General features: G+C 72.2%; 21 protein-coding genes. 9 read left to right on the top strand and 12 right to left on the bottom strand.

The window, feature by feature from the left end; all coding sequences use genetic code 11:
* The first annotated feature begins 78 nt into the window (after positions 1-78).
* Together xseA and DEO23_RS16310 are read left to right on the top strand one after the other, a co-directional pair.
* On the top strand, positions 79-1,380 hold the full coding sequence (gene xseA / locus DEO23_RS04435) for an exodeoxyribonuclease VII large subunit (protein WP_109274743.1): 1,302 nt from the start codon (positions 79-81) through the stop codon (positions 1,378-1,380).
* 134 nt (positions 1,381-1,514) lie between these two features.
* Positions 1,515-1,718, top strand: coding sequence for an exodeoxyribonuclease VII small subunit (locus DEO23_RS16310; RefSeq protein ID WP_240613219.1), 204 nt, complete (start codon positions 1,515-1,517; stop codon positions 1,716-1,718).
* Between the two features lie 66 nt (positions 1,719-1,784).
* Here the strand turns inward: DEO23_RS16310 and DEO23_RS04425 are convergent, their stop codons facing one another.
* Positions 1,785-2,429: a DUF4245 family protein gene (locus DEO23_RS04425; RefSeq protein WP_109274741.1), complete on the bottom strand. Its 645-nt coding sequence runs from the start codon at positions 2,427-2,429 to the stop codon at positions 1,785-1,787.
* 55 nt (positions 2,430-2,484) lie between these two features.
* On the opposite strand from DEO23_RS04425, the gene DEO23_RS04420 reads away from it, so the two are divergent.
* A complete protein-coding gene (locus DEO23_RS04420; RefSeq protein WP_109274740.1) occupies positions 2,485-3,414 on the top strand; it encodes a carbohydrate kinase family protein in 930 nt (309 codons plus the stop codon).
* A 101-nt stretch (positions 3,415-3,515) separates the two neighbouring features.
* Positions 3,516-4,913: a class II fumarate hydratase gene (locus tag DEO23_RS04415; RefSeq protein WP_109274739.1), complete on the top strand. Its 1,398-nt coding sequence runs from the start codon at positions 3,516-3,518 to the stop codon at positions 4,911-4,913.
* Positions 4,914-5,132: 219 nt separating this feature from the next.
* On the opposite strand, the gene DEO23_RS04410 is transcribed toward DEO23_RS04415, so the two are convergent.
* Positions 5,133-6,476: a PhoH family protein gene (locus DEO23_RS04410; protein WP_420808013.1), complete on the bottom strand. Its 1,344-nt coding sequence runs from the start codon at positions 6,474-6,476 to the stop codon at positions 5,133-5,135.
* A 605-nt stretch (positions 6,477-7,081) separates the two neighbouring features.
* Positions 7,082-7,840, bottom strand: coding sequence for an isoprenyl transferase (locus tag DEO23_RS04405; RefSeq protein ID WP_240613202.1), 759 nt, complete (start codon positions 7,838-7,840; stop codon positions 7,082-7,084).
* A gap of 409 nt (positions 7,841-8,249) precedes the next feature.
* Here DEO23_RS04405 and trhA point away from each other — a divergent pair, with 409 nt between their 5' ends.
* A complete protein-coding gene (trhA, locus tag DEO23_RS04400) occupies positions 8,250-8,909 on the top strand; it encodes a PAQR family membrane homeostasis protein TrhA (RefSeq protein WP_420808012.1) in 660 nt (219 codons plus the stop codon).
* 91 nt (positions 8,910-9,000) lie between these two features.
* Here trhA and DEO23_RS04395 read toward each other — a convergent pair whose 3' ends face one another.
* Together DEO23_RS04395 and mca are read right to left on the bottom strand one after the other, a co-directional pair.
* On the bottom strand, positions 9,001-9,417 hold the full coding sequence (locus DEO23_RS04395) for a hypothetical protein (RefSeq protein ID WP_133249833.1): 417 nt from the start codon (positions 9,415-9,417) through the stop codon (positions 9,001-9,003).
* Positions 9,418-9,425: 8 nt separating this feature from the next.
* Positions 9,426-10,313 (bottom strand): mycothiol conjugate amidase Mca, encoded by an 888-nt coding sequence (gene mca, locus DEO23_RS04390; protein WP_109274735.1) that lies wholly within the window; start codon positions 10,311-10,313, stop codon positions 9,426-9,428.
* Positions 10,314-10,495: 182 nt separating this feature from the next.
* Between mca and DEO23_RS04385 the strand changes: the two genes are divergently transcribed.
* Both DEO23_RS04385 and greA read left to right on the top strand, forming a co-directional pair.
* Positions 10,496-10,912, top strand: coding sequence for a DUF4307 domain-containing protein (locus tag DEO23_RS04385; protein WP_240613201.1), 417 nt, complete (start codon positions 10,496-10,498; stop codon positions 10,910-10,912).
* 181 nt (positions 10,913-11,093) lie between these two features.
* Positions 11,094-11,585: a transcription elongation factor GreA gene (greA, locus tag DEO23_RS04380; RefSeq protein ID WP_109274734.1), complete on the top strand. Its 492-nt coding sequence runs from the start codon at positions 11,094-11,096 to the stop codon at positions 11,583-11,585.
* A gap of 156 nt (positions 11,586-11,741) precedes the next feature.
* Here the strand turns inward: greA and DEO23_RS04375 are convergent, their stop codons facing one another.
* Entirely contained in the window at positions 11,742-13,070 is a 1,329-nt protein-coding gene (locus DEO23_RS04375; RefSeq protein WP_109274733.1) for an AI-2E family transporter, read from the bottom strand.
* A gap of 225 nt (positions 13,071-13,295) precedes the next feature.
* On the opposite strand from DEO23_RS04375, the gene DEO23_RS04370 reads away from it, so the two are divergent.
* Together DEO23_RS04370 and DEO23_RS04365 are read left to right on the top strand one after the other, a co-directional pair.
* The gene (locus tag DEO23_RS04370) at positions 13,296-14,117 is read left to right on the top strand and encodes an ABC transporter ATP-binding protein (RefSeq protein WP_109274732.1); all 822 of its coding nucleotides are present in this window, start codon (positions 13,296-13,298) and stop codon (positions 14,115-14,117) included.
* On the top strand, positions 14,102-15,826 hold the full coding sequence (locus tag DEO23_RS04365) for a hypothetical protein (protein ID WP_109274731.1): 1,725 nt from the start codon (positions 14,102-14,104) through the stop codon (positions 15,824-15,826). Before DEO23_RS04370 ends, DEO23_RS04365 begins: the two co-directional genes overlap by 16 nt.
* A gap of 117 nt (positions 15,827-15,943) precedes the next feature.
* On the opposite strand, the gene DEO23_RS04360 is transcribed toward DEO23_RS04365, so the two are convergent.
* The 6 genes from DEO23_RS04360 to DEO23_RS04335 form a co-directional block, all read right to left on the bottom strand.
* On the bottom strand, positions 15,944-16,459 hold the full coding sequence (locus DEO23_RS04360) for a GNAT family N-acetyltransferase (protein WP_240613200.1): 516 nt from the start codon (positions 16,457-16,459) through the stop codon (positions 15,944-15,946).
* A gap of 67 nt (positions 16,460-16,526) precedes the next feature.
* A complete protein-coding gene (gene tsaB / locus DEO23_RS04355; protein WP_240613199.1) occupies positions 16,527-17,252 on the bottom strand; it encodes a tRNA (adenosine(37)-N6)-threonylcarbamoyltransferase complex dimerization subunit type 1 TsaB in 726 nt (241 codons plus the stop codon).
* Entirely contained in the window at positions 17,249-17,878 is a 630-nt protein-coding gene (tsaE, locus tag DEO23_RS04350; protein ID WP_109274729.1) for a tRNA (adenosine(37)-N6)-threonylcarbamoyltransferase complex ATPase subunit type 1 TsaE, read from the bottom strand. Before tsaE ends, tsaB begins: the two co-directional genes overlap by 4 nt.
* Entirely contained in the window at positions 17,878-19,371 is a 1,494-nt protein-coding gene (gene alr / locus DEO23_RS04345; protein WP_109274728.1) for an alanine racemase, read from the bottom strand. Before alr ends, tsaE begins: the two co-directional genes overlap by 1 nt.
* Positions 19,368-20,924 carry an NAD(P)H-hydrate epimerase gene (locus tag DEO23_RS04340; protein ID WP_109274727.1) on the bottom strand — a complete coding sequence of 519 codons (1,557 nt, stop codon included), beginning with the start codon at positions 20,922-20,924 and terminating at the stop codon, positions 19,368-19,370. Before DEO23_RS04340 ends, alr begins: the two co-directional genes overlap by 4 nt.
* Positions 20,921-21,361 (bottom strand): holo-ACP synthase, encoded by a 441-nt coding sequence (locus DEO23_RS04335; protein WP_109274726.1) that lies wholly within the window; start codon positions 21,359-21,361, stop codon positions 20,921-20,923. The genes DEO23_RS04340 and DEO23_RS04335 overlap by 4 nt, the downstream gene beginning before the upstream one ends.
* Between the last annotated feature and the right edge of the window lie 55 nt (positions 21,362-21,416).

Raw genomic sequence — 21,416 nt, 5'->3', positions numbered from 1 at the left:
CTCCTCCCCATGCCGACGTCCTCCCCCACCACCGCCGTCGTCGCTCGATCGTCGGCGGGACGTGCCAGAGTGGACCCCATGACCGAGACCCCCGCGCGTCCGCCGATGGCCGCCACCGCCGCGGAGACCACCCCGGAGAACCCCTGGCCGCTGCGCCAGCTCTCGGTGAAGGTCGGCGAGTACGTGGCGCGCATGTCGCCGATCTGGGTCGAGGGTCAGATGGTCCAGCTGAACCGACGCCCCGGCAGCGGGCTCGCCTTCATGACGCTGCGGGACACCGAGGTCGACATGTCCTTCTCGGTGCCCATCCGCGAGCACGTGCTGCGCTCCATGACGGTAGAGCTGGTGCCGGGCGCGCGCGTGGTCGTCCACGCCAAGCCGACGTTCTGGACCAAGCGCGGCAGCCTCCAGCTGGAGGCGAGCGAGATCCGCCCGGTCGGTCTCGGGGAGCTCCTGGCCCAGCTCGAGCAGCTCAAGCGCAGCCTGGCCGACGAAGGACTCTTCGACTCCTCCCGCAAGCAGGAGCCGCCGTTCCTGCCCCGCACCGTGGGCCTGATCTGCGGGCGCGAGTCCGCGGCGGAGAAGGACGTCGTGGTCAACGCCCGCAGGCGCTGGCCCGCCGTCGAGTTCGCCATCCGCGAGGTGGCCGTGCAGGGACAGAAGGCCGTGCGGGAGGTCTCCAGGGCACTCACCGAACTCGATGAGAGCGAGGACGTCGACGTCATCATCATCTCCCGCGGTGGTGGCTCCCTCGAGGACCTCCTGCCCTTCAGCGACGAGCAGCTGGTGCGCCTGGTGGCGGGCGCCGTCACGCCGATCGTCTCGGCGATCGGCCACGAGGTCGACACCCCGCTGGTGGACCTCGCGGCCGACGTCCGCGCCTCGACCCCCACGGACGCCGCCAAGCGCGTGGTGCCCGACATCCAGGCCGAGATCGAGCAGCTCGAGCTCGGGCGCACCCGCCTCCGCTCGGCCGTGCGGACCCGCCTCGAGCGCGAGCAGGCGAACCTCGATGCGTTCCGCTCGCGGCCCGTCCTCGAGCAGCCGACCTCCATCCTCACCGCCCCCGTCGAGGAGGTCCGCTCGCGGATCGCGCTCGCACGCACGCTGATCGGCTCCCGCCTGGATCGCGCCCGCGACGAGACGGCGCACCTGGGCCGCCAGGTCCGCGCCCTGAGCCCGCTGGCCACCCTCGAGCGCGGCTACGCCGTGGTGCAGACGGCCGACGGCACCATCGTGCGCACCCCGGAGGCGGCACCCGTCGACACCGCCCTGTCCGTGCGCGTCGCCGGTGGCCGCTTCGGATCCGTGCGCACCGAGAACGATCCCTACACACCCCCGGACATCACGACCCTCACCGACGCAACGGAGACGCCATGAACGCAGCATCGAAGTCCACGCCCGCCGAGGATCCCGAGCACGACGGCCCCGAGGATCCGCCAGCCACGGGCGGCCGGACCGGGGAGTCGGCGCAGGCCGGCTCGGGGGACGCCGACCAGCCCGGCCCCCAGGAGCTGCCCGAGGACATCGCCGCTCTCAGCTACGAGGCCGCCCGCGATCAGCTCGTCGAGGTCGTGCGGCACCTGGAATCGGGGCAGGGAGGCCTCGAGGAGTCGATCGCGCTGTGGGAGAGGGGCGAGATGCTCGCCCGGCGCTGCCAGCAGTGGCTGGACGGCGCACGCACCAAGCTCGAGGAGGCCGTGCAGGCCCGACGCTGAATCCGCGTGACGGGCTGGCCGGGGCCTTAGCTCCCGGCCCGGGGTCTCAGCGCTCCTCAGCGCTTCTCAGCGCTTCGCGCCTGCCGCCCCGTCCTGGATGCTGCCGATAGCGGCCTTTGCTGCGGAGGCGAGCTCCTTCTCGTCGGTCTTGCCGTGGATGATCAGACCCCAGTCCTCGTCCTGGCAGCTGATCCCGCTCTGCTCGCCATCGGCCGACAGCTTCTGGCACTCCACGCCCTCGATGGTGGTCTCGCCGTCGGTCCGGGCGCCCGGCATCGCCGTGGAGAGGTCGGCAGCGCTGACCTCCTCGGACTCGACCAGGGTCACCAGGGAGTTCGACGGCGCGGTGTAGCGCAGGGTCCAGGTCGGTCGCTCCCCCGCCTCGTAGTCCGCCGCGCGCGGGGCCCAGTCCTTGCCCAGCGCCGGTTCCGCGACGGTGAACGGCGCCTGCTCCTGCGCGCGCTGGGCGCTCGCGCCGACGTCGAGGCGGGAGGTCTCGGGGACCTCACGGTCCACCGTGCGCCCCACCCCGAAGAAGATCACCCCGGCCAGACCGACGCAGCCGAGGGTGAGGCCCAGCGCCCATGCGATGTTGCGCGCCGAGGCATCGCCCTTGCTCATCGCGTACGGCGAGCGCTTCCGCTGCCCGGTGGGCGCAGCGGCAGGCTCCCGCGCAGCGGTGGCCTCGTGGGGGTCCTCGGAAGTCGCCATGTTGGCATTGTCCCCGTGTTCGCCCCGGGCCACGAAAAATGCCAAGATCTATGCCGTGAAGGCCACTTTCCTCACCGTCGGAGAAGCGCTGACGGACATCGTCGTGCGCCCAGGACAGGAGCCCGCCGAGTACCCCGGCGGCTCCCCCATGAACGTCGCCGTCACGCTCGGCAGACTCGGGCACGTCTCGCACCTGCTCACCCGCATCGGCCGCGATGATCGCGGCCGTGCGATCCGCGAGCACGTCGAGTCCTCACGGGTCCATCTCACCGCCGGCAGCCTCGACGACACCCCGACGTCGACCGCGCGCGCCACGATCGATGCCGACGGCTCCGCGCAGTACACCTTCGACCTGGCCTGGGACCCCGACCCTCGCGGCCTCCCCGAGCAGCTCGATGCCGTGCACACCTCCTCGATCGCGGCCGTCCTCGCACCGGGCAGCGCCGTCGTCGCCGAGGTCCTGGATCGCTGCCGCCCGAGCGCCATCCTGAGCTACGACCCCAATGCGCGGCCGGACCTGATGGGGGATCCCGCCCGCGTGCGGCCCGTGGTGGAGGACCTGATCTCCCGCTGCGACATCGTCAAGTCCAGCGACGAGGACATCGCCTGGCTGTACGGGACCGATGACGTCGAGGACGTCGCCGCCTCCTGGCGCGATCTCGGCCCGAGCGTGGTCGCGATGACCCGGGGCGGCGAGGGCGCCGTCGGATTCGGTGCCGCCGGGCGGATCGAGATCGCCCCCGTGCGGGTCGACGTCGCCGACACCGTGGGTGCCGGCGACACCTATTCGGCCGGGATCCTCCATGCGCTGGCCTCCCGTGACCTGCTGGGGGCGGCCCGGCGCGAGGCCCTGGCCGCGATGGATCCCGACGATCTGCGGCAGGTCCTCGAGGAGGCTGCGGCTCTCGCCGCCATCACGGTCTCCCGTCCTGGCGCCGACCCGCCGTGGAACGACGAGCTCGGGTCGACGAGCCGACCCTCGTGAGCGGCGCCTCGTCCCTCCCCTGAGCACCCTCTCCGTCCGATACGGTCCGAGCATCCCCTCGGGCCATATCGACCACATCGAACGAACGAAGGAGTTCCTCCATGACCCAGACCGAGTACCGCATCGAGCACGACACCATGGGCGAGGTGCGGGTCCCCGTCGACGCCCTCTACGGCGCCCAGACCCAGCGCGCCGTCGAGAACTTCCCGATCTCCGGCCAGGGGCTCGAGCCCGCGCACATCCACGCGCTCGCCCAGGTCAAGAAGGCAGCGGCACGGGCGAATGCCGAGCTGGGCGTCCTGGACCAGGCCGTCTCCGATGCCATCATCGCCGCGGCCGACGAGGTCATCGCCGGCGAGCACGACGACCAGTTCCCGATCGACACGTACCAGACCGGCTCGGGCACCAGCTCGAACATGAACATGAACGAGGTGCTCGCGACGATCGCGTCGGCGGCGTCGGACCAGAAGGTCCACCCCAACGACCACGTCAACGCCTCGCAGTCCTCCAACGACGTCTTCCCGACCTCGGTGCACGTGGCGGCCACCCAGTCCGTCGTGCGCACCCTGCTGCCTTCCCTCGACCACCTCGCCACGTCCCTGGAGGCGAAGGCGACGGAGTGGAAGGACGTGGTGAAGTCCGGCCGCACGCACCTGATGGACGCGACCCCGGTGACCCTCGGCCAGGAGTTCGGCGGCTACGCGGCGCAGATCCGCTACGGCATCGAGCGCGTCCAGGCCGCACTCCCCCGGACCGCCGAGGTCCCCCAGGGCGGCACCGCCGTCGGCACCGGCATCAACACTCCCACCGGTTTCCCGCAGAAGGTCATCGCGAACCTCGCCGAGCAGACCGACCTGCCACTCACCGAGGCCCGCGACCACTTCGAGGCGCAGTCCGCGCGCGACGGTCTGGTGGAGATGTCGGGCGCACTGCGCACGATCGCCGTCTCCCTGACGAAGGTCTGCAACGACCTGCGTTGGATGGGCTCGGGCCCGAACACCGGGCTCGGCGAGATCGCGATCCCTGACCTGCAGCCCGGTTCGTCGATCATGCCGGGCAAGGTGAACCCCGTGATCCCCGAGGCCGTGCTGCAGGTGTGCGCGAAGGTGATCGGCAACGACGCCTCCGTGGCCTGGGGTGGCGCGCAGGGCTCCTTCGAGCTGAACGTGCAGATCCCGCTGATGGGTACGAGCCTGCTGGAGTCGATCCGCCTGCTCGCGAGCGCCGGCACCGTGCTGGCCGACAAGACGATCGACGGCCTCAGCGCCAACGAGGAGAAGGCCCGCTTCTACGCGGAGGCCTCCCCCTCGATCGTCACCCCGCTGAACAAGCTGATCGGCTACGAGAACGCGGCGAAGATCGCCAAGCACGCGGTCAAGGAGCAGGTCTCGGTGCGCGAGGCGACGATCGCGCTCGGCTTCGTCGAGCGCGGCGAGCTCACCGAGGAGCAGCTGGACTCCGCCCTCGACGTGCTCTCGATGACCTCGCCGAAGGCCTGACCGGGCGGCCGGCGGACTGAGCCCGCCAGCGGGGCCTGTCGGCCGGCGCGGGCGGGTCGCCCGCCGGTCGAAGGGTCCGGGCCTGGAAGGGACTAATAGCGCATCATCTGCCATATATGGCAGATGATGCGCTATTAGTCCCTCCGAAGCCCGTGCGAGCCCAGCCCTCGCGGAGATGAGCCCGCCTCATCGAGCCCAACCCGAGGCGTGCCCGCTCCCTCAGACCACCGGCGCATCCAGCACATGGGTGACGAGCTCGGCGACCTTCGAGCGCTCCGAGCGCTGGAGCGTCATGTGCGCGAACAGCTCGCTTCCCTTGAGCGCCTCGACCACGCTCGCGATGCCGTCGTACCGGCCCACCCGGAGGTTGTCGCGCTGGGCCACGTCGTGGGTGAGCACCACGCGGGATTTCTGCCCGATCCTGGAGAGCATGGTCAGCAGGACGTTGCGCTCCATGGACTGGGCCTCGTCGACGATCACGAAGGCGTCGTGCAGGGAGCGTCCGCGGATGTGGGTCAGCGGCAGCACCTCGAGCATGCCGCGGCTGAGCACCTCGTCGATGACGTTCTGGCTGACCATCGAGCCCAGGGTGTCGAACACCGCCTCGCCCCAGGGCCCCATCTTCTCGCCCTGGTCACCGGGGAGGAAGCCCAGCTCCTGACCGCCCACCGCGTAGAGCGGTCGGAACACCATGATCTTGCGCTGGGTGCGCTTCTCCAGGACCGCCTCGAGTCCCGCGCACAGGGCGAGCGCACTCTTGCCGGTGCCGGCCCGGCCCCCGAGCGAGACGATGCCGATGGACTCGTCCATGAGCAGGTCGATCGCGACCCGCTGCTCGGCGCTGCGACCGTGGACGCCGAACACGCTCTGGTCCCCCGGCACCAGCCGCACCTGACCATCACGGGTCACTCTCCCCAGCGCGCTGCCGCGCGGGCTGGTGAGGGTGACGCCGGTGTGGACGGGACGGTGGGAGACGTCGGGGACCTCCACGTCGTTCCCGTCGTACAGGGCCGACATCTCCTCCTCCCCGGTCGCCGCCGAGACCATTCCCGTGTACCCGCGGTCGCGGGCGAGCTCGGCGCGGTACTCCTCCGCGTGGATCCCGCAGGCCGAGGCCTTGATGCGCATCGGCAGGTCCTTGGAGACCAGCACGATGCTCTTGCCCTCGAGCTGGAGGTTCTTGGCGACCGCGAGGATGCGGGTGTCGTTGTCACCCAGCCGGAACCCGTCGGGCAGGGACCGGTCCGAGGAGTGGTTGAGCTCGACGTGCACGTGCCCGCCGTCCTCCCCGATGGGCAGGGGCACCGAGAGGTTCCCGTAGCGATCCCGCAGGTCGTCGAGGATCCGCAGGGCCTGGCGGGCGAAGAAGCCCAGGTCCGGATGGTGACGCTTGGACTCGAGCTCGGTGATCACCACGATCGGCAGCACGATGTCGTGCTCGGCGAAGCGCACGAGCGCCTGCGGGTCGGACAGCAGCACGGAGGTGTCCAGCACGTAGGTCAGCGTTCCCACTTCGAGATCAGGAAGGGCCTCCTGGGCACCGCCGGGCTCGAGGGAGCGCACCACGGCGACGGGCGCTCCGTCGGCCGATGTCACCCCGGGAGCGGTCGTCGGGGAAACGGAAGGGTCCAGCAGGCCGGTGGCCGTGCTGGACCCTGTGATCTCCTCGCTGCCGAGAGCCGGGGTGTCGGCGTCAGCGCCTCCGGCTCCCCCTGCACCCGTTCGAGGCGCATCACCCGTTCGGGGCACGTCGCCCGTTCGCGGGTCGTGGTCCTCCCCGTGCCCGAGCCGACCACCTCCCGTCGCGGCGTCGAGGGAACGGTCCGTGGTGGCAGTCGTGGTGGTCTCGGTCATCGGGTGCCTCCGTCCGTGCTCAGCTCCGTGCGGTCAGCCGCGGCCCTCGGAGGGGAAGGTGGGACGCGGCCCGATCGGAGCGCTTGCCGCGAACCTACTCCGCGTCCGCAGGTGATCCATGACACGACGCGCCCGGCGCGCCTGCAGCGCCGGAGGGTTCACCGGACCGTCACCGAGGGTTCGCCGCGAGGCCCCGGCCGGCCTCCAACCGGGCCCGTCCGCAGCCTTCCCGCGACCACGAACTCGGCCCCGATCTCGGCCGCGGCCACCACCCCGACCCTCGTGGGGCTCCGGCCCTGGCGGACGTCCCGCTCTCAGGCGCCGTAGCGCCGTTCGCGCTGGCAGTAGTCGCGCAGCGCGCGCAGCAGGTCGACCCGGCGGAAGCACGGCCAGTAGGTCTCGCAGAACCAGAACTCGGAGTGGGCGGACTGCCACATCAGGAACCCCGAGAGCCGCTGCTCGCCCGAGGAGCGGATGATCAGATCGGGGTCCGGCTGGCCGCGGGTGTAGAGGTGCTCGCCGATCCCCTCCATGGAGATGGCCTCGGCAATCTCGTCGGGCGTGCGCCCTTCGGCACCGAGGTCCCGCACGAGTTCGCGCACGGCGTCGACGATTTCCTCGCGGCCGCCGTAGCCGATCGCGACGTTCACGGTGAGGGACTTCGAGGGACGGGATCGCTCCTGCACGTGCCGCACGCGCTCGCGTGTCGCCTCCGGGAGCGACTCGACGGATCCCGCCAGCCGCACCGTGTAGCCGGCGCCGGCGATCGACTCGACGGTCTCGGCGATGATCTCGAAGAGCAGGGCGAGCTCCTCGGGGCCGCGGCGGAGGTTGTCCGTCGAGAGCATCCAGACGGTCACCAGGGGGATGCCGAGCTCCTCGCACCAGGTGAGGAACTCGGTGATCTTCTCGCCGCCCTGGCGGTGGCCTTCGGCGGTGGTGATGCCGGATGCCTTCGCCCAGCGCCGGTTGCCGTCCACGATGACGCCGAGGTGCTGGGGCAGTTGGTACGCCTCGAGCTCCTTGACCAGGCGCTTCGCATAGACGCGGTAGAGGACGCCGTCATCGTCCACGGGCTGGCCCTCCTCGCTCGACTGGGTTCCTTCGGCCCTCCGCCGGGGCTCCGTGGCGCTGCGGAACAGCGCCTGCGCTCCCGGCGGACGTCTCATTATCGGACACGTGGGCGTGTGATGCCGCATCGGCGCGGCCGCTCTTCACAGCACCACCACAGTCCGGGACCTGTCTCCTTACGGCACCGTAGGTTACAGTCGCGGCATGGCCCTCGCACCACACCGCCGACACGACGCCGGGACCGACCACGACAGCGCGTCGCAGGCGGCCCGGCGCCCGATCACCCCGGCCGAGCCCGACGATCCCACCGCGGAGCCGCGTCCCGATCACCAGGTGGGGCTCTCCCTCGAGGACGGAGATATCCCCACCGCGGCGACCCATCCGTTCGCCCCGCGCTCGCTGACCCGCCAGATGGCCGCGCGCGCGAAGGTGCTGGGACTGCGACTGCCCAAGCCCCGTCTGCGGGGAGTGCTGCACCTGATCGCCTTCCCCACCGCCCTGATCGCAGGCCTTGCCCTAGTGGCGCTCGGCCAGGATCTCGCGACGCGGCTGGCCTGCGCGGTCTTCGTGCTCACCGCCTGCCTGCTGTTCGGCATCAGCGCGACCTACCACCGCGGCACCTGGCGCACCGAGCACACGCTCATGCTGCGCCGCTTCGACCACGCGAACATCTTCCTGATCATCGCCGGCACCTACACGCCGATCGCGGCCTCGCTGCTGTCGCCGCGCTCTGCCGTGACGCTGCTGATCATCTGCTGGACCGGGGCTCTGATCGGCGTCGGCTTCCGGGTCTTCTGGACCGGAGCGCCGCGTTGGCTCTACGTCCCCGCCTACGTCGCCCTGGGCTGGGTCGCGATCTTCTACATGCCGCAGATGCTCGACGGCGGTGGCTGGGGCGTGGTCTCGCTGATCCTCGCCGGAGGGCTCGCCTACACCCTGGGCGCGCTCGTCTACGGACTCAAGCGCCCGGACCCCTCACCCGCCTGGTTCGGGTACCACGAGATCTTCCACGCGCTCACGATCGCCGGCTTCGCCTGCCACTTCGTGGCGGTCGCGATCGCGGTGATCTGACCCGCCAGCGGGCGCGGACCGGCGGCCCGGCGGCCGGCGGCCGGAGGTTCCGCCCACCAGGGCGTGCGACCGCCCCGGCCGCGGGCGGTGCTCAGCTCTCGCCGCGGGGGTCCCGCTCGCCGCTCGGATCTGCCGACGAGGAACCTTCGGCCCGGTCCGAGGGCGCCTGGGCGTCACCTGTGTCGTCAGACGAGGCGTCGCCCGCGGTGGCATCGTTCCTCTCGCCGGTGTCCGACCCTGCCGAGGAGGGCCCGTCGGCGGTCTCGCCACCGTCCTCCTCCGGCGTCTCCTCCTGCGCCAGATGCTCCTCGGCGCGCCCCTTGGCCTGGATCCTGCGCACGCGGCGCGTCATGTCCACCGCCAGCAGAACGACCGCCACCGCCAGCAGGAACATGACGATGAAGGCGCCGTTGCCCGGGGTGACCGAGGTCGAGGTCATGTCCCCGTCGGAGGGGTCGGCGAGCACGGCACCGCCCAGCGGCACACCCGCGGCGAGCACGGTCATCACGCCCCCGTTCATCGCAGACCCGCGAACAGGTCGGTCTCTGGCAGCGTGACGCCGATGCGAGAGGTCCTCAGCTCGTAGTCGTCGGTCGCGAAGCGCGACTCCCGCAGCACGTCGTTGGGGATGTGGAAGAAGAAGCCGAGCGGGTCCACCTGAGTCGCGTGGGCGCGCAGAGCGGCGTCGCGCACCTCGAGCTGGTCGCTGATGTCCACGCGCGTGGTCACCAGGCGATCGGTGCCCGCGGGGAAACGCTCCGCCATCGCCTCGAGCTCCTCGTCCGGCGTGCCGCGGTCGCGCAGGAAGGTCGCGATCCCGGTGAAGCGCGAGCGGGAGAAACCGTTGATGTAGTACAGCTTCGAGACCTCCCAGGGCTCCCCGAGCTCGGGGGCGTACTCGGGGTCAGCGGCCATCTCGAAGGCGTGCACGCTCACCCGGTGGGCCTGGATGTGGTCGGGGTGGGGGTACCCGCCGTTCTCGTCGTACGTCGTCAGCACGTGCGGACGCAGCCTGCGGATCGCCTCCACGAGGGGGCGCGCTGCCTCCTCGACGGGCACCAGTGCGAAGCACCCCTCGGGGAGCTCCGGCTTCGGCTCGCCCTCCGGCAGTCCCGAGTCCACGAAGCCCAGCCACTCGTGGTCCACACCCAGCACCCGCTGGGCGGCGGCCATCTCCGTGCGGCGCACGGCGGGCATGTCCGCGAGGATGGTCTCGTCGCCCGCGAGCTGCGGGTTCAGGATGTCGCCGCGCTCACCGCCGGTGCAGGTGATGACGGTGACCTGCGCGCCCTCGCGCACGTACCTGGCCATCGACCCCGCTCCCTTGCTCGACTCGTCGTCGGGATGGGCATGGACGGCGACCAGGCGCAGCTGGTCGCCCTTCTCCGGCAGTACCTCGGGCACAACGTCCCCTTCACAGGATCGCGGTTCGGACAGTCGTCTGGACCCGTCGAGAATACGCCACCCGCCTGGTGGTCAGGTGGGGACGGCGGGCCCCTCCCCCGCGCGATGTGACCTCCGTCCGGGTCGTGCGCGACGCCGGACGACGGAGCTGCGGTCCAGGGAGCATCTGGGAGGATGGCCCCATGTCCCCGCGCACCTCGAGCACCGACTCGGGACCGACCGATCCGATGCTCGCCCGCTACGGCGGGCCGCTCGTGCCCCGACGCACCGCGCGGGTGCTGTACGTGGTCGGCGCGATCGTCTTCCTCGCCGTGCTGGTCTTCGTGGGACTGCGCTTCGCCGATCAGCCGGCGAGCGCGAAGACCGTGGGCTACGACCATGTCGACGACAACACGATCTCGCTCACCTTCCAGCTGACACGTCAGCCCGACGAGGCGGTGACCTGCACGGTCCAGGCCCTGAACAAGGGGCGCGCGCAGGTCGGGTTCCGCGAGGTCGACGTGCCCGCCGGATCCCAGCGGCAGGTCGTGCGGACCGTCGACATCGACACGCAGGGAGAGGCCGTCAGCGCCGAGGTCGTCGGCTGCGACGCCGCCTGATCGCCCGCGACGAGCACGGATGCTGGAGACGCCTGTCGCATTCGTTGTACGATGATCTGATACCGACAACGCGTCGGTCATCATCACCCGCACACGGGGCGCATGCGCAACATGTGCCCCGTGAACTGTGTCGGGCGGTCGCGAGCAGCGGTCGCCCGCGTCAAGATTCAGGAGTGTTCGCATGAGCAGCCAGCCCACTGGTTCCTGGCTCACCCAGGACGCCTACGACCGCCTCAACGCGGAGCTCGCCGAGCTCGAGGGGCCTCGTCGCACCGAGATCGCCGAGCGCATCGCCGCGGCTCGCGACGAGGGCGATCTCAAGGAGAACGGCGGCTACCACGCGGCCCGCGAGGAGCAGGGGAAGAACGAGGCCCGCATCGGGGAGCTCACGCACCTGCTGAAGAACGCCGTCGTGGGCGAGACCCCCAAGGACGACGGCGTCGTCGAGCCGGGCATGGTCGTGAAGATCTCGATGGCCGGCAAGGAGCGCACGTTCCTGCTGGGCAACCGCGAGATCGCCGAGGACGGCGAGGACCTCGAGGTCTTCTCCACGGAGTCCCCGCTGGGCTCGTCCATCAACGGCGCGAAGGTCGGCGAGAAGATCGACTACGAGGCGCCCAACGGCCGTTCGCTGGCCATCGAGATCGTCTCGGCGAAGCCCTACCGCTCCTGATCGCGCGCCCCGGCTCCGGGGTTCCGCGCGACCGGCCGAGCACGCCGCCACTCGCACCGCACCGCGACATCGCCGCGGGCAGCGTGCACGAGAACGGGGCCGTCACCTCCATCGTGGAGGTGACGGCCCCGTTCTCGTGCGTCGGGGCGGAGCGGACTAGCTCTGCTCGCGCGGACCGTCGCCGTCGGCTGCTCGGGACCCGCCGGAGGAGGATCCCGCGGCCTCGGCGGACTCCTCGCGCAACGCAGCGTCCTTGGCCCGGGAGGACTCGGCCTTCGCGCGGCGCTTGGCGGCGCGTCCGGACTCCTCGTGCACCTTCGGCTTCGGCGGAGCCAGGAAGTGCGCCTCCGCCTCCTCGTCGATGCCGAGCTCGGGCGAGGGGTCCCGTCCCGTCATGTAGAGCATCGTCGCGTTGACGAAGGCGATCAGCGGGATCGCGAACAGGGCGCCGGGGATGCCGGCGATCATCGCGCCGGCGGCCACGCCGAGGAACACCGCGAGCGGATGCAGCTCGACGGCCTTGCCCATCAGGAAGGGCTGCAGCACGTTGCCCTCGATCTGCTGCACGGCGATCACCACGGCGACCATGATGATCGCGAACACCCAGCCCTGGAGGACCAGGACGATGAGGACGGCGATCGCACCCGAGACGATCGCACCGACCAGCGGCACGAACGAGAACAGGAACACCAGCAGCCAGATCGGCACCACGTAGGAGCCGACACCCAGGAACATCATGCCGATGGCGATGCCCGTGGCGTCGACGGCGGCCACCATGATCTGTGTGCGCATGTAGGCCGACAGGGCCTTCCAGCCGCGACGCACGCTCTCGTGGGCGGGTCCGCGCGCCGCGGTGGGCAGCAGACCCACCACCCAGCGCCAGATCGAGGAGCCCCCGGAGAGCAGGAAGAACAGGGTGAACAGAGCGATCACGATGCCGGTGACGATGTTGCCCACCACCGCTGCCGTCGAGAACGCGCCGCTGACCAGCGAGTCGGTGTTCTGCTGCAGCTTGGAGAGGATCTCGTCGGTGGCCTTGTCCAGCATCGAGCTGTCGATGTTGAACGTCGTGTTCGCCCACTCGGTCAGCGTCTGCACGCCGGTGAAGGCCTTGTCGTAGATATCGCTCGCCTGCTCGAACAGCTGCCGGCTGGCGAGCGTGAACATGCCGACGATCACGACCACGAGGCCGATCAGGGCGACGCCGCTGGCGGCGCCGCGCCCCAGGAAGGTGTGGCGGCTGAGCAGGGTGACCAGCGGCGAGAGCAGCGAGGCGATCAGCACGGCGATCAGCACCGGGATAACGATCGCCGTGATCTGCAGGAGGCCCCACATGATCAGCGCCACTGCGGCGACGATCACGATCAAGCGCCAGGACCAGGCGCCGAGGCGTCGGACCCCGATGGGGATCTCGGCTACCTCGCGCGCCAGGCCGGCGTCGTCGGGACGCTCCGCCTCCGCGGTCGGGCGTCGGGGTGTCGTCATGGGAAGTCCCCTCTCGATGGATCGGCGCAGAGCCACCGTGCACTCTATCCGTTCCCGCCATTGTGCCGACATGCCGGCCCCGTGCGGGCGGGCATCGGCCGGATCGGGTCTCCCCGTTCCCGACCAGGGTCGGCACCGGAGGCGTCGGGCTGATCGACTTAGGTCGGGGACGGCTGCCGCCCGCGGAGGGTCCTCCCCCAGGTGCCCGCACCGTACGCTCACGGTATGAGCCAGCACACAGCCGATGCCCAGGCCTTCCCTCCTCCTTCGTCCACCTCGACCGCGGGCCGGGACGGTTTCGCCCTCCACGTCGACGGGCTGCGCAAGTCCTTCGACGGCAACGAGGTCGTCCACGGGATCACCCTCTCGATCCCGCGCGGCTCCTTCTACGGGATCGTCGGACCCAACGGCGCCGGCAAGACCACCACCCTCTCGATGGCGACGGGACTGCTGCGGCCCGACGGCGGCAGCTCCCACGTGCTGGGGGCCGACATGTGGGCCGAACCCGATCGCGCCAAGGCGCAGATGGGTGTCCTCGCCGACGGCCTGCGCACCTTCGACCGTCTCACCGGCCGTGAGCTGCTGACGTACGTGGGGCTGATCCGCGGCATGGAGCCTGCGGTCGTCGACGAGCGCACGGACTCCCTGCTGCAGGCGATGGATCTCGCCGCGGAGGACGGCAAGCTGGTCGTGGACTATTCGGCCGGCATGACGAAGAAGATCCTGCTCGCCTGCGCCCTCATCCACGCCCCGCGGCTGCTCGTGCTCGACGAGCCGCTGGAGGCGGTCGACCCGGTCTCCGGTCAGCGCATCCGCCAGATCCTGCGGGCCTTCGTCGCCGGCGGCGGCACCGTGGTGCTCTCGAGCCACGTCATGGAGCTCGTCGAGGAGCTGTGCTCGCACGTCGCCATCATCGCCCGCGGGGAGATCCTGGCCGACGGCACGCTCGATGAGGTCCGCGCCGGCGGCAGCCTGGTGCAGCGCTTCATGGACGCCGTCGGCGGCGGCGAGGTCGAGGAGGGGAGCCTGTCATGGCTGCAGTCGTGAACTCCCCCGATCCCCGGGCCGCGGCCGACATCACCGCCGCGGGCGGCGCCCTGCACGGCAGCGTGCGCAGCCTCGCCCTGGTGCGACTGCTGGCCCGGCTCAAGTGGATCCTGTGGCGGCGATCCTTCCGCAAGAACGTCGGCAAGCTGGTGGGCACCATCTTCGGCGGCCTGTACGGCGTCGGCGGGATGGTCGCCCTGGTCGCTCTGGTGAGCGTGCTGGTCGCGGCCGACGCCGACGGCGGCCTGCTGCCCGTGGTCGTGCGCGGTCTCGGCACCGTCCTGGTGCTGGTGTGGGTCCTGCTGCCCCTGGTCGCCTTCGGGATCGACGACTCCCTGGACCCGCGCAAGCTCGCCGTCTACCCGCGCACCGCGAAGGAGCTGCAGCCCGGCCTCCTGGTCGCCGCCGCGATCAGCCTGCCCACCCTGTTCACGGTGCTGGGCGTCGGGATCGTGAGCGTCGGGGTCGTCGTCTGGGCGGCGCTGCATGCCGCAGGGCCGCTGTGGATGGTCCTGGCGATCCTCGCGGTGATCCCCGCGCACCTGAGCGGGATCGTGCTGTGCCTGCTGCTCCCGCGCGCCGTGCTCGCCCACCAGGCCTCCCGTGCCTCCTCGCGCCGCGGCCGTGAGCTGGGCGGGGTGATCGGCATCGCGGTGGTGCTGGCCGCGGTCTACGGGTTCTCCCTGCTCGGGCAGACCATGGACGGCGCCACCATCGCGTTCTGGGAGCGCGTGCTCCCGCTCGCGTCCCGGATCGGGGCGTGGACGCCGCTGGGCGCCCTGTTCGCGGTCCCCGTGGACCTCGCCGAGGGGTCCGTCCTCCCCGCGCTCGTCCGCGCCCTGATCGGTGCCGCGACGATCGTCGTGGTGTGGCTGTGGTGGCGACGCAGCCTCGACCTCGCGATGCGCTCGGCCCTGGTGGGAGATGCATCCTCGGGCGACGCGAAGGTCTCCGCCCTGGTCCCGCGGCTCGCGCGGTCCACCCCGTTCGGAGCCGTCATGGGCCGCTCGCTGCGCTACTGGCGTCGGGACTCGCGGTACTTCGCCTCGATCGTCATCATGCCGGTCATGCTCGCGTTCTTCGTGTGCATGGGGCTGGTGAACCCGGACAGCCGCGCCACCTCCTACATGGGAGTGCTGCTGGTGGGCGCGATCAGCGGGATCACCCTGGCCAACGAGGTCGGGTTCGACGGCCCGGCCGGCTGGGTGAACATCACCGCAGGGGTGCCGGCTCGGGCGAACCTGCGCGGCCGCGTCGCTGCGATGGCCCTGTTCACGACCCCGTTCCTGCTGCTCGCCGCGATCGCGGTGCCGCTGCTGATGGGCGGCGCCCAGTTCATCCTCCCCCTCGTGCTCGGCACGCTCGGCCTGACGGTGGGCGGCTGGGGCGTCTCCTCGCTGATCGGCACGCTGATGCCGTACCCCACGGCGGCGCCGGGCACGAACCCGATGAAGGACCGCTCCTCCTCGAGCGCGAGCGCGATGGTCGCGATGCTCGCGGCGACCGCCGGGGTGTTCGTCCCGCAGCTGCCCGCGCTGGGGATCGCGATCTGGGGGCTGGTGGCGCAGGCACCGATGATCGTGCTCGCGGCCGGGATGCTCTCGCTCGCGATCGGCATCATCGTGCTGGTGTTCGGGCTGCGCCTGGCCGAGAAGCGCCTGGAATCGGGCTACGTCGATCTCTTCCAACGCGTGCACCACCACGTGTGACACCACGGATGCCGACGGTCGAAGTCGGGCCCGGTCGGCTCGTCGCTGATCGGATCGTCGCTGATCGGATTGGCGCGTGATCGGGTCGGCCGATGGTCGGGCCGGTCGACGACCGGGTCAGTCGGTGGGCAGCTCGCGGATCATGACGCGTGCGTCGACGGGCCCGTCGGGCCCCGGGTAGTAGCCACGGCGCGCACCGATGTCGCGGAACCCCGCCGCCTCGTAGACGTGCCGCGCCCGGGTGTTGTCCTCGCGCACCTCGAGCAGCAGCGCGCTCGCGCCATCCTCGCGGGTCGTGCGCAGCGCCCAGTCCAGCAGTGCCCGGCCCACGCCCCGACCGGGTCTCGTGGTCCCGATGGTGTGCAGGTCCGCGGAGTCCCCCAGCAGCATCACGGCCGCGTAGCCGATGATGCGGCGCGACGGGGCGTCGGACGCCGCCTCGAGCGGGGTGCCAATCGGGCCGGCGCTGCGCGGACGCGGCGCAGACCCGTCGGCGACCTCGACCACGACGACGTGCCGGGAGGGGTGGGCGATCTCGTCCCTCAGCATCGCCAGGCTCCAGGCGTCCTCGGGGAACAGCTCGTGCTCGAGCTCGGCGAGCGCTGGGGCGTCCGCGAGATCGGCCGGACGCATCCGTGCCCCGTCCGGTAGTCCGTCCCGCTCGAGAGGTGCCCCGGCGGCGTCGCCGCTCATCGGCACGTCACGCGCGGCCCAGGGCGCTCTTGCGGGCCGTGGGCTTCTTGGCGTCGGGTTCGCGCAGGTAGAGGGGCTCGGTCGAGGTGAGGTCCTGACCCGCATCGAGGGCGCGCCACGCCTCGCGCAGCAGGAATCCGGGGTCGGCGTGCGCGAGGGCGGACGTCGGCCGGAGCTGCTCCGCGTGCAGCAGGGCGCCGGACCCGGCGACGACGTCCGCCGCGGTGATCCCCTCGGCGATGTCGGCGGGCGCGGACACCGTGGGGCCGGCGACCCGTGTCAGGGGAGCCTCGGCGGCAGGCGTCGTGGCGGGCTCCCCGGAGTCGTCGCCCGCGTCGCGGGAGTAGCGGGCCCAGTAGACCTCGCGTCGCCGCGCGTCGAGGGCGACCACGAGGTCACGGGCCGAGGGGGCCTCGCTCGCCGCCTGCAGCGCGAGGGCGTCCAGGGAGCACAGCCCGTACAGGGGCAGGTCGAGGACGAAGGCGATCTCGCGGGCGGTCACCAGTCCCACCCGGAGGCCGGTGAAGGGCCCCGGGCCACGCCCGGCGACGACCGCCTCGAGGTCGCTGCGCTGACCGCCGGCCTCGCGGAGGCACCGGTCGATGAGCTCCATCAGGACCTCGTCGTGATGACGGGCGCGCTCGTCCTGGTGGGCGGCGAGCACCTCGCCGCTCTCACGGTCGCCGACGGCGACGCCGACGGCGCCGGAGGTGTCGATCCCGAGCCACATCATCCCTGCTGTCCTTCCGACGTCGACGGCAGGCCCTCGAGGGCCTCCCGCAGTCCCTGTGTGCGTGCCTCGTCCCATGCCGGGCCCACGGGGGTGAGCGTCACGGTGCGGTGCTCGTCGAACTCCTCGGTGGCCTGGTCGTCGCTCGCTGCGGCGTCGGCCGTCGCGACATCGCCCGCCGCGGCGTCCTCGGGGGCGACGTCGGTGTCGGCGCCCTGCGCGCCCTCGGCGCGGGAGAGCTCGACGAGCAGGTGGGAGTCGCTGAGCTGCTCGACGACGTCCCTGCCCCATTCGACGACCATCACGGCGCGCGGGAGCTCGGAGTCGAGGTCGAGGTCGTCGATGTCGGCGCCGCCGCCCAGCCGGTAGGCGTCCACGTGGACGAGGGCCGGGCCGTCGCCGAGGTTCGGGTGCACGCGCGAGATCACGAACGTCGGGGAGGCGACGGGCCCCCGGACGCCCAGCCCCTCGCCGAGCCCCTGGGTGAAGGTGGTCTTGCCCGCACCGAGCGGCCCGTCCAGGACGAGAAGGTCGCCGGGGTGCAGCAGGGCGGAGAGCTCGCGGGCGATCTCTCGGGTCTGCCGGGCGCCGGCGGTGCGCAGACGGACGGCCGTCCCGGACGAGCTCATCAGCGCACCTCGCGGGGCACGCGGTTGGTGACCGAGGTGAGGACCTCGTAGGAGATGGTCCCGGCGGCGCGCGCCCAGTCCTCGGCGGTGGGCACACCGGGATGCCCCTCGGGCAGCTCCCAGGCCGTGCCCGGCCCCTCGGCACCGCCGGAGCGCTCGGCGTCCCCGGACCCGATGGTGTCCTCCGCCGCGTCCTCGGGAGCGGTGAGATCCGGCAGCGGGAGGGCGTCGGGCCCCGGCGGCTCGGAGTCGTTCGAGGGGCCCTCGGCCGCGGGAGCCTCGCTCGCAGCGGTGGTCGCGGTCTCGGGGGCGTCCTCGGGCGCGGTGGCCGCGACGGCGGCGGATCCCTCGTCCTCGGTGGCCGCCTCCGGGGCCTCCTCTGGTTCCGGGGAGGGTGCGGGCTCGGCGCGCTGCTGCGTGGCGGGGGCCGGGGCGAGGTACTGCTCGGAGCCGAGGAGGATCACCTCGTCGCCGGTGCGGGCGACCGAGTCGGAGCCGAGGTCCACGACGATCTGGTCCATGCTGATGCGCCCGACCTGCGGGGCACGGTGGTCGCCCTCGGAGGTCCGCACGAGCACCGAGACGCCCTCCGAGGCCGCGCGCGGGAGCCCGTCGGCGTAGCCGATCGGGACCAGACCGAGCTTGGTGGGCGCGGGAGTGGTGTGGATGTGTCCGTAGCCGACGGTCTGCCCGGCGGGGACGTCCTTGATCATGGCCAGTCGGCTGGTCACGGTCAGGGCGGGTCGCAGGTCCAGGTCCGTGGCCACCGGCGGGTAGCCGTAGAGCCCGATGCCCGGGCGGACGATGTCGCGGTGGAGGTCGCGACGGCTGAGGGTCGCCGCCGTGTTCGCGATGTGCTGGAGCGGGACCGGGCCCGCTTCCTCCTCGAGGGCCGCGCAGGCGGCGTCGAACTGCTCGACCTGCTGATCGGTGATCGGGTCCTCGGGGTCGTCGGCCGCCGAGAGATGCGTCCAGGCGCCGCTGAGGCGGATGAACTCGTCCTCCCGGGCAGCGGACCCGATCGCGGGGACCTTCCCGGGCAGGGCACCGTTGCGTCCCATCCCGGTGTCGATCTTGACGTGCACGCGCGCCCGCCGATCCGCCTGACGTGCGGCGTCGGCGACGAGCTTGAGCATCGCGAGGCTTCCCACCGAGATCTCGACGCCCTCCGCGACGACAGCCGGGAGGATCTCGGCCGCGGTGTGCGGCTCGTAGAGCCAGCTGAAGATCGGCACCTCGATCCCGGCGCGGGAGAGGGCGAGCGCGGAGGCGGGGTGGGCCACGCCGAGCCAGGTCGCCCCGCCCTCGATCGCGGCACGGGCGGCGTTGAGCATCCCGTGGCCGTAGCCGTCGCCCTTGACCACGGCCATCAGGGCCGTGTGCTCGCGCAGCGAGTCGGCGATCACGCGCGTGTTGTGAGTGATCGCGGAGGTGTCCACGACGGCCCTGTTGGGCACGTGTCGGGGGTCCTCCGCGGGGATCGGGATGCTCATGCTCCTCCTGCCTCGTCCGACGGATGTCTCCGTGCGGCCCCGGCAAGGATAGTCGTGACCACGGCGGGCACGTGCTCGGCGACGTCCAGGGCGGCGATCGGGGCGAGGCCTCCGCGGGCGGCGGCCCGCGCTGCGCGGCCGTGCACGAGAGCGGCGAGCGCCGCGGCACGGGGGCCGGGCAGACCCGCTGCGAGCAGGGATCCGAGCACTCCGCCGAGCACGTCACCGGCGCCGGCGGTCGCGAGCTGGGCGGTCGCGTCGTCCTGGCTCAGGAGCGGCTGGTCGGGATCCGGGGGCGCGATGATCGTCACAGCCCCCTTCAGCAGCACGGTCGCTCCGGTCGCCTCGGCCAGTGCGCGGGCGAGACGGGGCGCGGGCTGCGAGGCATCCACCCCGAGCTTCTCGGCCAGGCGCGAGGCCTCCCCGGCGTGAGGGGTGAGGACGACGCCCTCGTGGAAGCGGTCCCCGGGGCCGATCGCCTCGAGTCCGCCGGCGTCGACGACGCCGGGCAGGCGGGTCTCCTCGTGCGGCCGGGTGCCGTGGGCGAGGTCCTCGAGCGCGTCGGCGAGCCGCTCGTCCTCGGCGGGCACCCCGGAGCCGACCACGCGGCTCTGGTGCTTCCCCCGGTCGCCGACCACCTCGGGCCGGCGCTGCAGCACCAGGTCGACCACGCGCTGCGGCGCGTCCAGCCGCACCATCCCCGCTCCCGCGCGGGCGGCACCACTGGTCGAGAGCACGGCCGCACCGGGGTAGGTCGCGGAGCCGGCGGTGATCTCGACGACGCCGCGGCTGTACTTGTCGGCATCGCGCGAGGGGCGGGGCCACAGCTCGGCGGCGGAACCGTCGTCCAGGCGCAACAGGTCGGGGACGTCCGGGAGCTGCGGGGCGAGGCCGATGTCGGCCAGGTGCACGGTGCCGGCGAGGTCGGCGCACCCGGGCAGCAGCAGCCCGCTGGTGATGGCGCCGAAGGTCACCGTCTCGCGGGCGTTCAGGGCGCCCTCGGCCGCGATCCCGGTGGTGGCATCGGTCCCGCTCGGGACGTCGACGGCGAGGACCGGGGCACCGGCCTCCCGGACCGCGTCGAACAGGGAGCGCACCGCGGGAGCGAGCTCGGGGCGGCCGCCGGTCCCCGTGACCGCGTCGAGCACGAGGTCCACGCCGTGCGAGGCCGTCAGCCGCGAGAACAGCGAGGTGGGATCCTCCTCGCGGTCCCGCTCCCCCGTCCCGCCGCTCCCGGCGACGTGGACGCGGCCCCCGGCGGTGCGCAGCGCCCGGGCTCCGTCCTCGTGGTGACGGCCCAGCACAGCGAGCGCGTCGGCCGCCACGCCGCGTCGGCGCAGCCGGGCGGCGGCGAACAGGCCGTCGCCGCCGTTGTTCCCGGGCCCGGCGAGCACGAGCACGCGCGCCCCGGGCAGGGGCGCGCCGTCCTGGCGCAGGAGTCGCAGCGTCCGCAGGGCGAGCGCGGTGGCGGCGCGCTGCATCAGCGGCTCTCCGGCCTCGAGCAGCGGCTTCTCCGCGTCGCGCACCTGCTCGGTGGTGAAGGCGCGGATCATGCTGCCCCCTCCCCTGCGCGGGCCGCGGGGTCGCGCTCGGCGACCACCACCGCGGTCGCGACGTCGGCGTCGTGCGAGAGCGAGAGGTGCAGGTGGGCGACCTGCTGGCGCAGGGCGGCCGCGAGGGTCGCCCCGCCCAACACCAGATAGGGGCGCCCCGCCTCGGTGCGCTCGACGGTCACGTCCTGCCAGGAGTAGTCGCCGGGGGCGCCGAGCGCCTTGCCGACGGCCTCCTTCGCGGCGACGCGCGCGGCCCGGGAGGCCGGCGAGAGCAGCCGCTCGCCCGGGGTGAGGAGGCGGTCGAGCAGCGCGGGGGTGCGGGCGATCAGCGCTTCGAGGCGCTCGATGCCCACCACGTCGACGCCGACGCCGACGACGGTGCCGTCCTCACGCGGGGCGAAGGCGCGCGGGGTCGATGCCAGGTCTGGTTCACTCACCCCGGCAGTATCACACCGATCGCGCCGACGGGACGGGCCCGTCGGCGCGAGCGGG

This window comes from Brachybacterium endophyticum, assembly GCF_003130585.1.
Taxonomy (GTDB): Bacteria; Actinomycetota; Actinomycetes; order Actinomycetales; family Dermabacteraceae; genus Brachybacterium; species Brachybacterium endophyticum.
The sequence above is the reverse complement of the archived record's forward strand: the minus strand, read 5'-3'. Positions and strand labels throughout refer to the sequence as shown.

Excerpts from the sequence above, each read along its gene's own strand:
- xseA (WP_109274743.1), top strand. The coding sequence starts at position 79 with ATGACCGAGACCCCCGCGCGTCCGCCGATGGCCGCCACCGCCGCGGAG.
- DEO23_RS04425 (WP_109274741.1), bottom strand. The coding sequence starts at position 2,429 with ATGGCGACTTCCGAGGACCCCCACGAGGCCACCGCTGCGCGGGAGCCT.
- DEO23_RS04415 (WP_109274739.1), top strand. The coding sequence starts at position 3,516 with ATGACCCAGACCGAGTACCGCATCGAGCACGACACCATGGGCGAGGTG.
- trhA (WP_420808012.1), top strand. The coding sequence starts at position 8,250 with ATGGCCGCGCGCGCGAAGGTGCTGGGACTGCGACTGCCCAAGCCCCGT.
- DEO23_RS04385 (WP_240613201.1), top strand. The coding sequence starts at position 10,496 with ATGTCCCCGCGCACCTCGAGCACCGACTCGGGACCGACCGATCCGATG.
- greA (WP_109274734.1), top strand. The coding sequence starts at position 11,094 with ATGAGCAGCCAGCCCACTGGTTCCTGGCTCACCCAGGACGCCTACGAC.
- DEO23_RS04375 (WP_109274733.1), bottom strand. The coding sequence starts at position 13,070 with ATGACGACACCCCGACGCCCGACCGCGGAGGCGGAGCGTCCCGACGAC.
- DEO23_RS04370 (WP_109274732.1), top strand. The coding sequence starts at position 13,296 with ATGAGCCAGCACACAGCCGATGCCCAGGCCTTCCCTCCTCCTTCGTCC.
- DEO23_RS04365 (WP_109274731.1), top strand. The coding sequence starts at position 14,102 with ATGGCTGCAGTCGTGAACTCCCCCGATCCCCGGGCCGCGGCCGACATC.
- DEO23_RS04360 (WP_240613200.1), bottom strand. The coding sequence starts at position 16,459 with ATGCGTCCGGCCGATCTCGCGGACGCCCCAGCGCTCGCCGAGCTCGAG.
- tsaB (WP_240613199.1), bottom strand. The coding sequence starts at position 17,252 with ATGATGTGGCTCGGGATCGACACCTCCGGCGCCGTCGGCGTCGCCGTC.
- tsaE (WP_109274729.1), bottom strand. The coding sequence starts at position 17,878 with ATGAGCTCGTCCGGGACGGCCGTCCGTCTGCGCACCGCCGGCGCCCGG.
- alr (WP_109274728.1), bottom strand. The coding sequence starts at position 19,371 with ATGAGCATCCCGATCCCCGCGGAGGACCCCCGACACGTGCCCAACAGG.
- DEO23_RS04340 (WP_109274727.1), bottom strand. The coding sequence starts at position 20,924 with ATGATCCGCGCCTTCACCACCGAGCAGGTGCGCGACGCGGAGAAGCCG.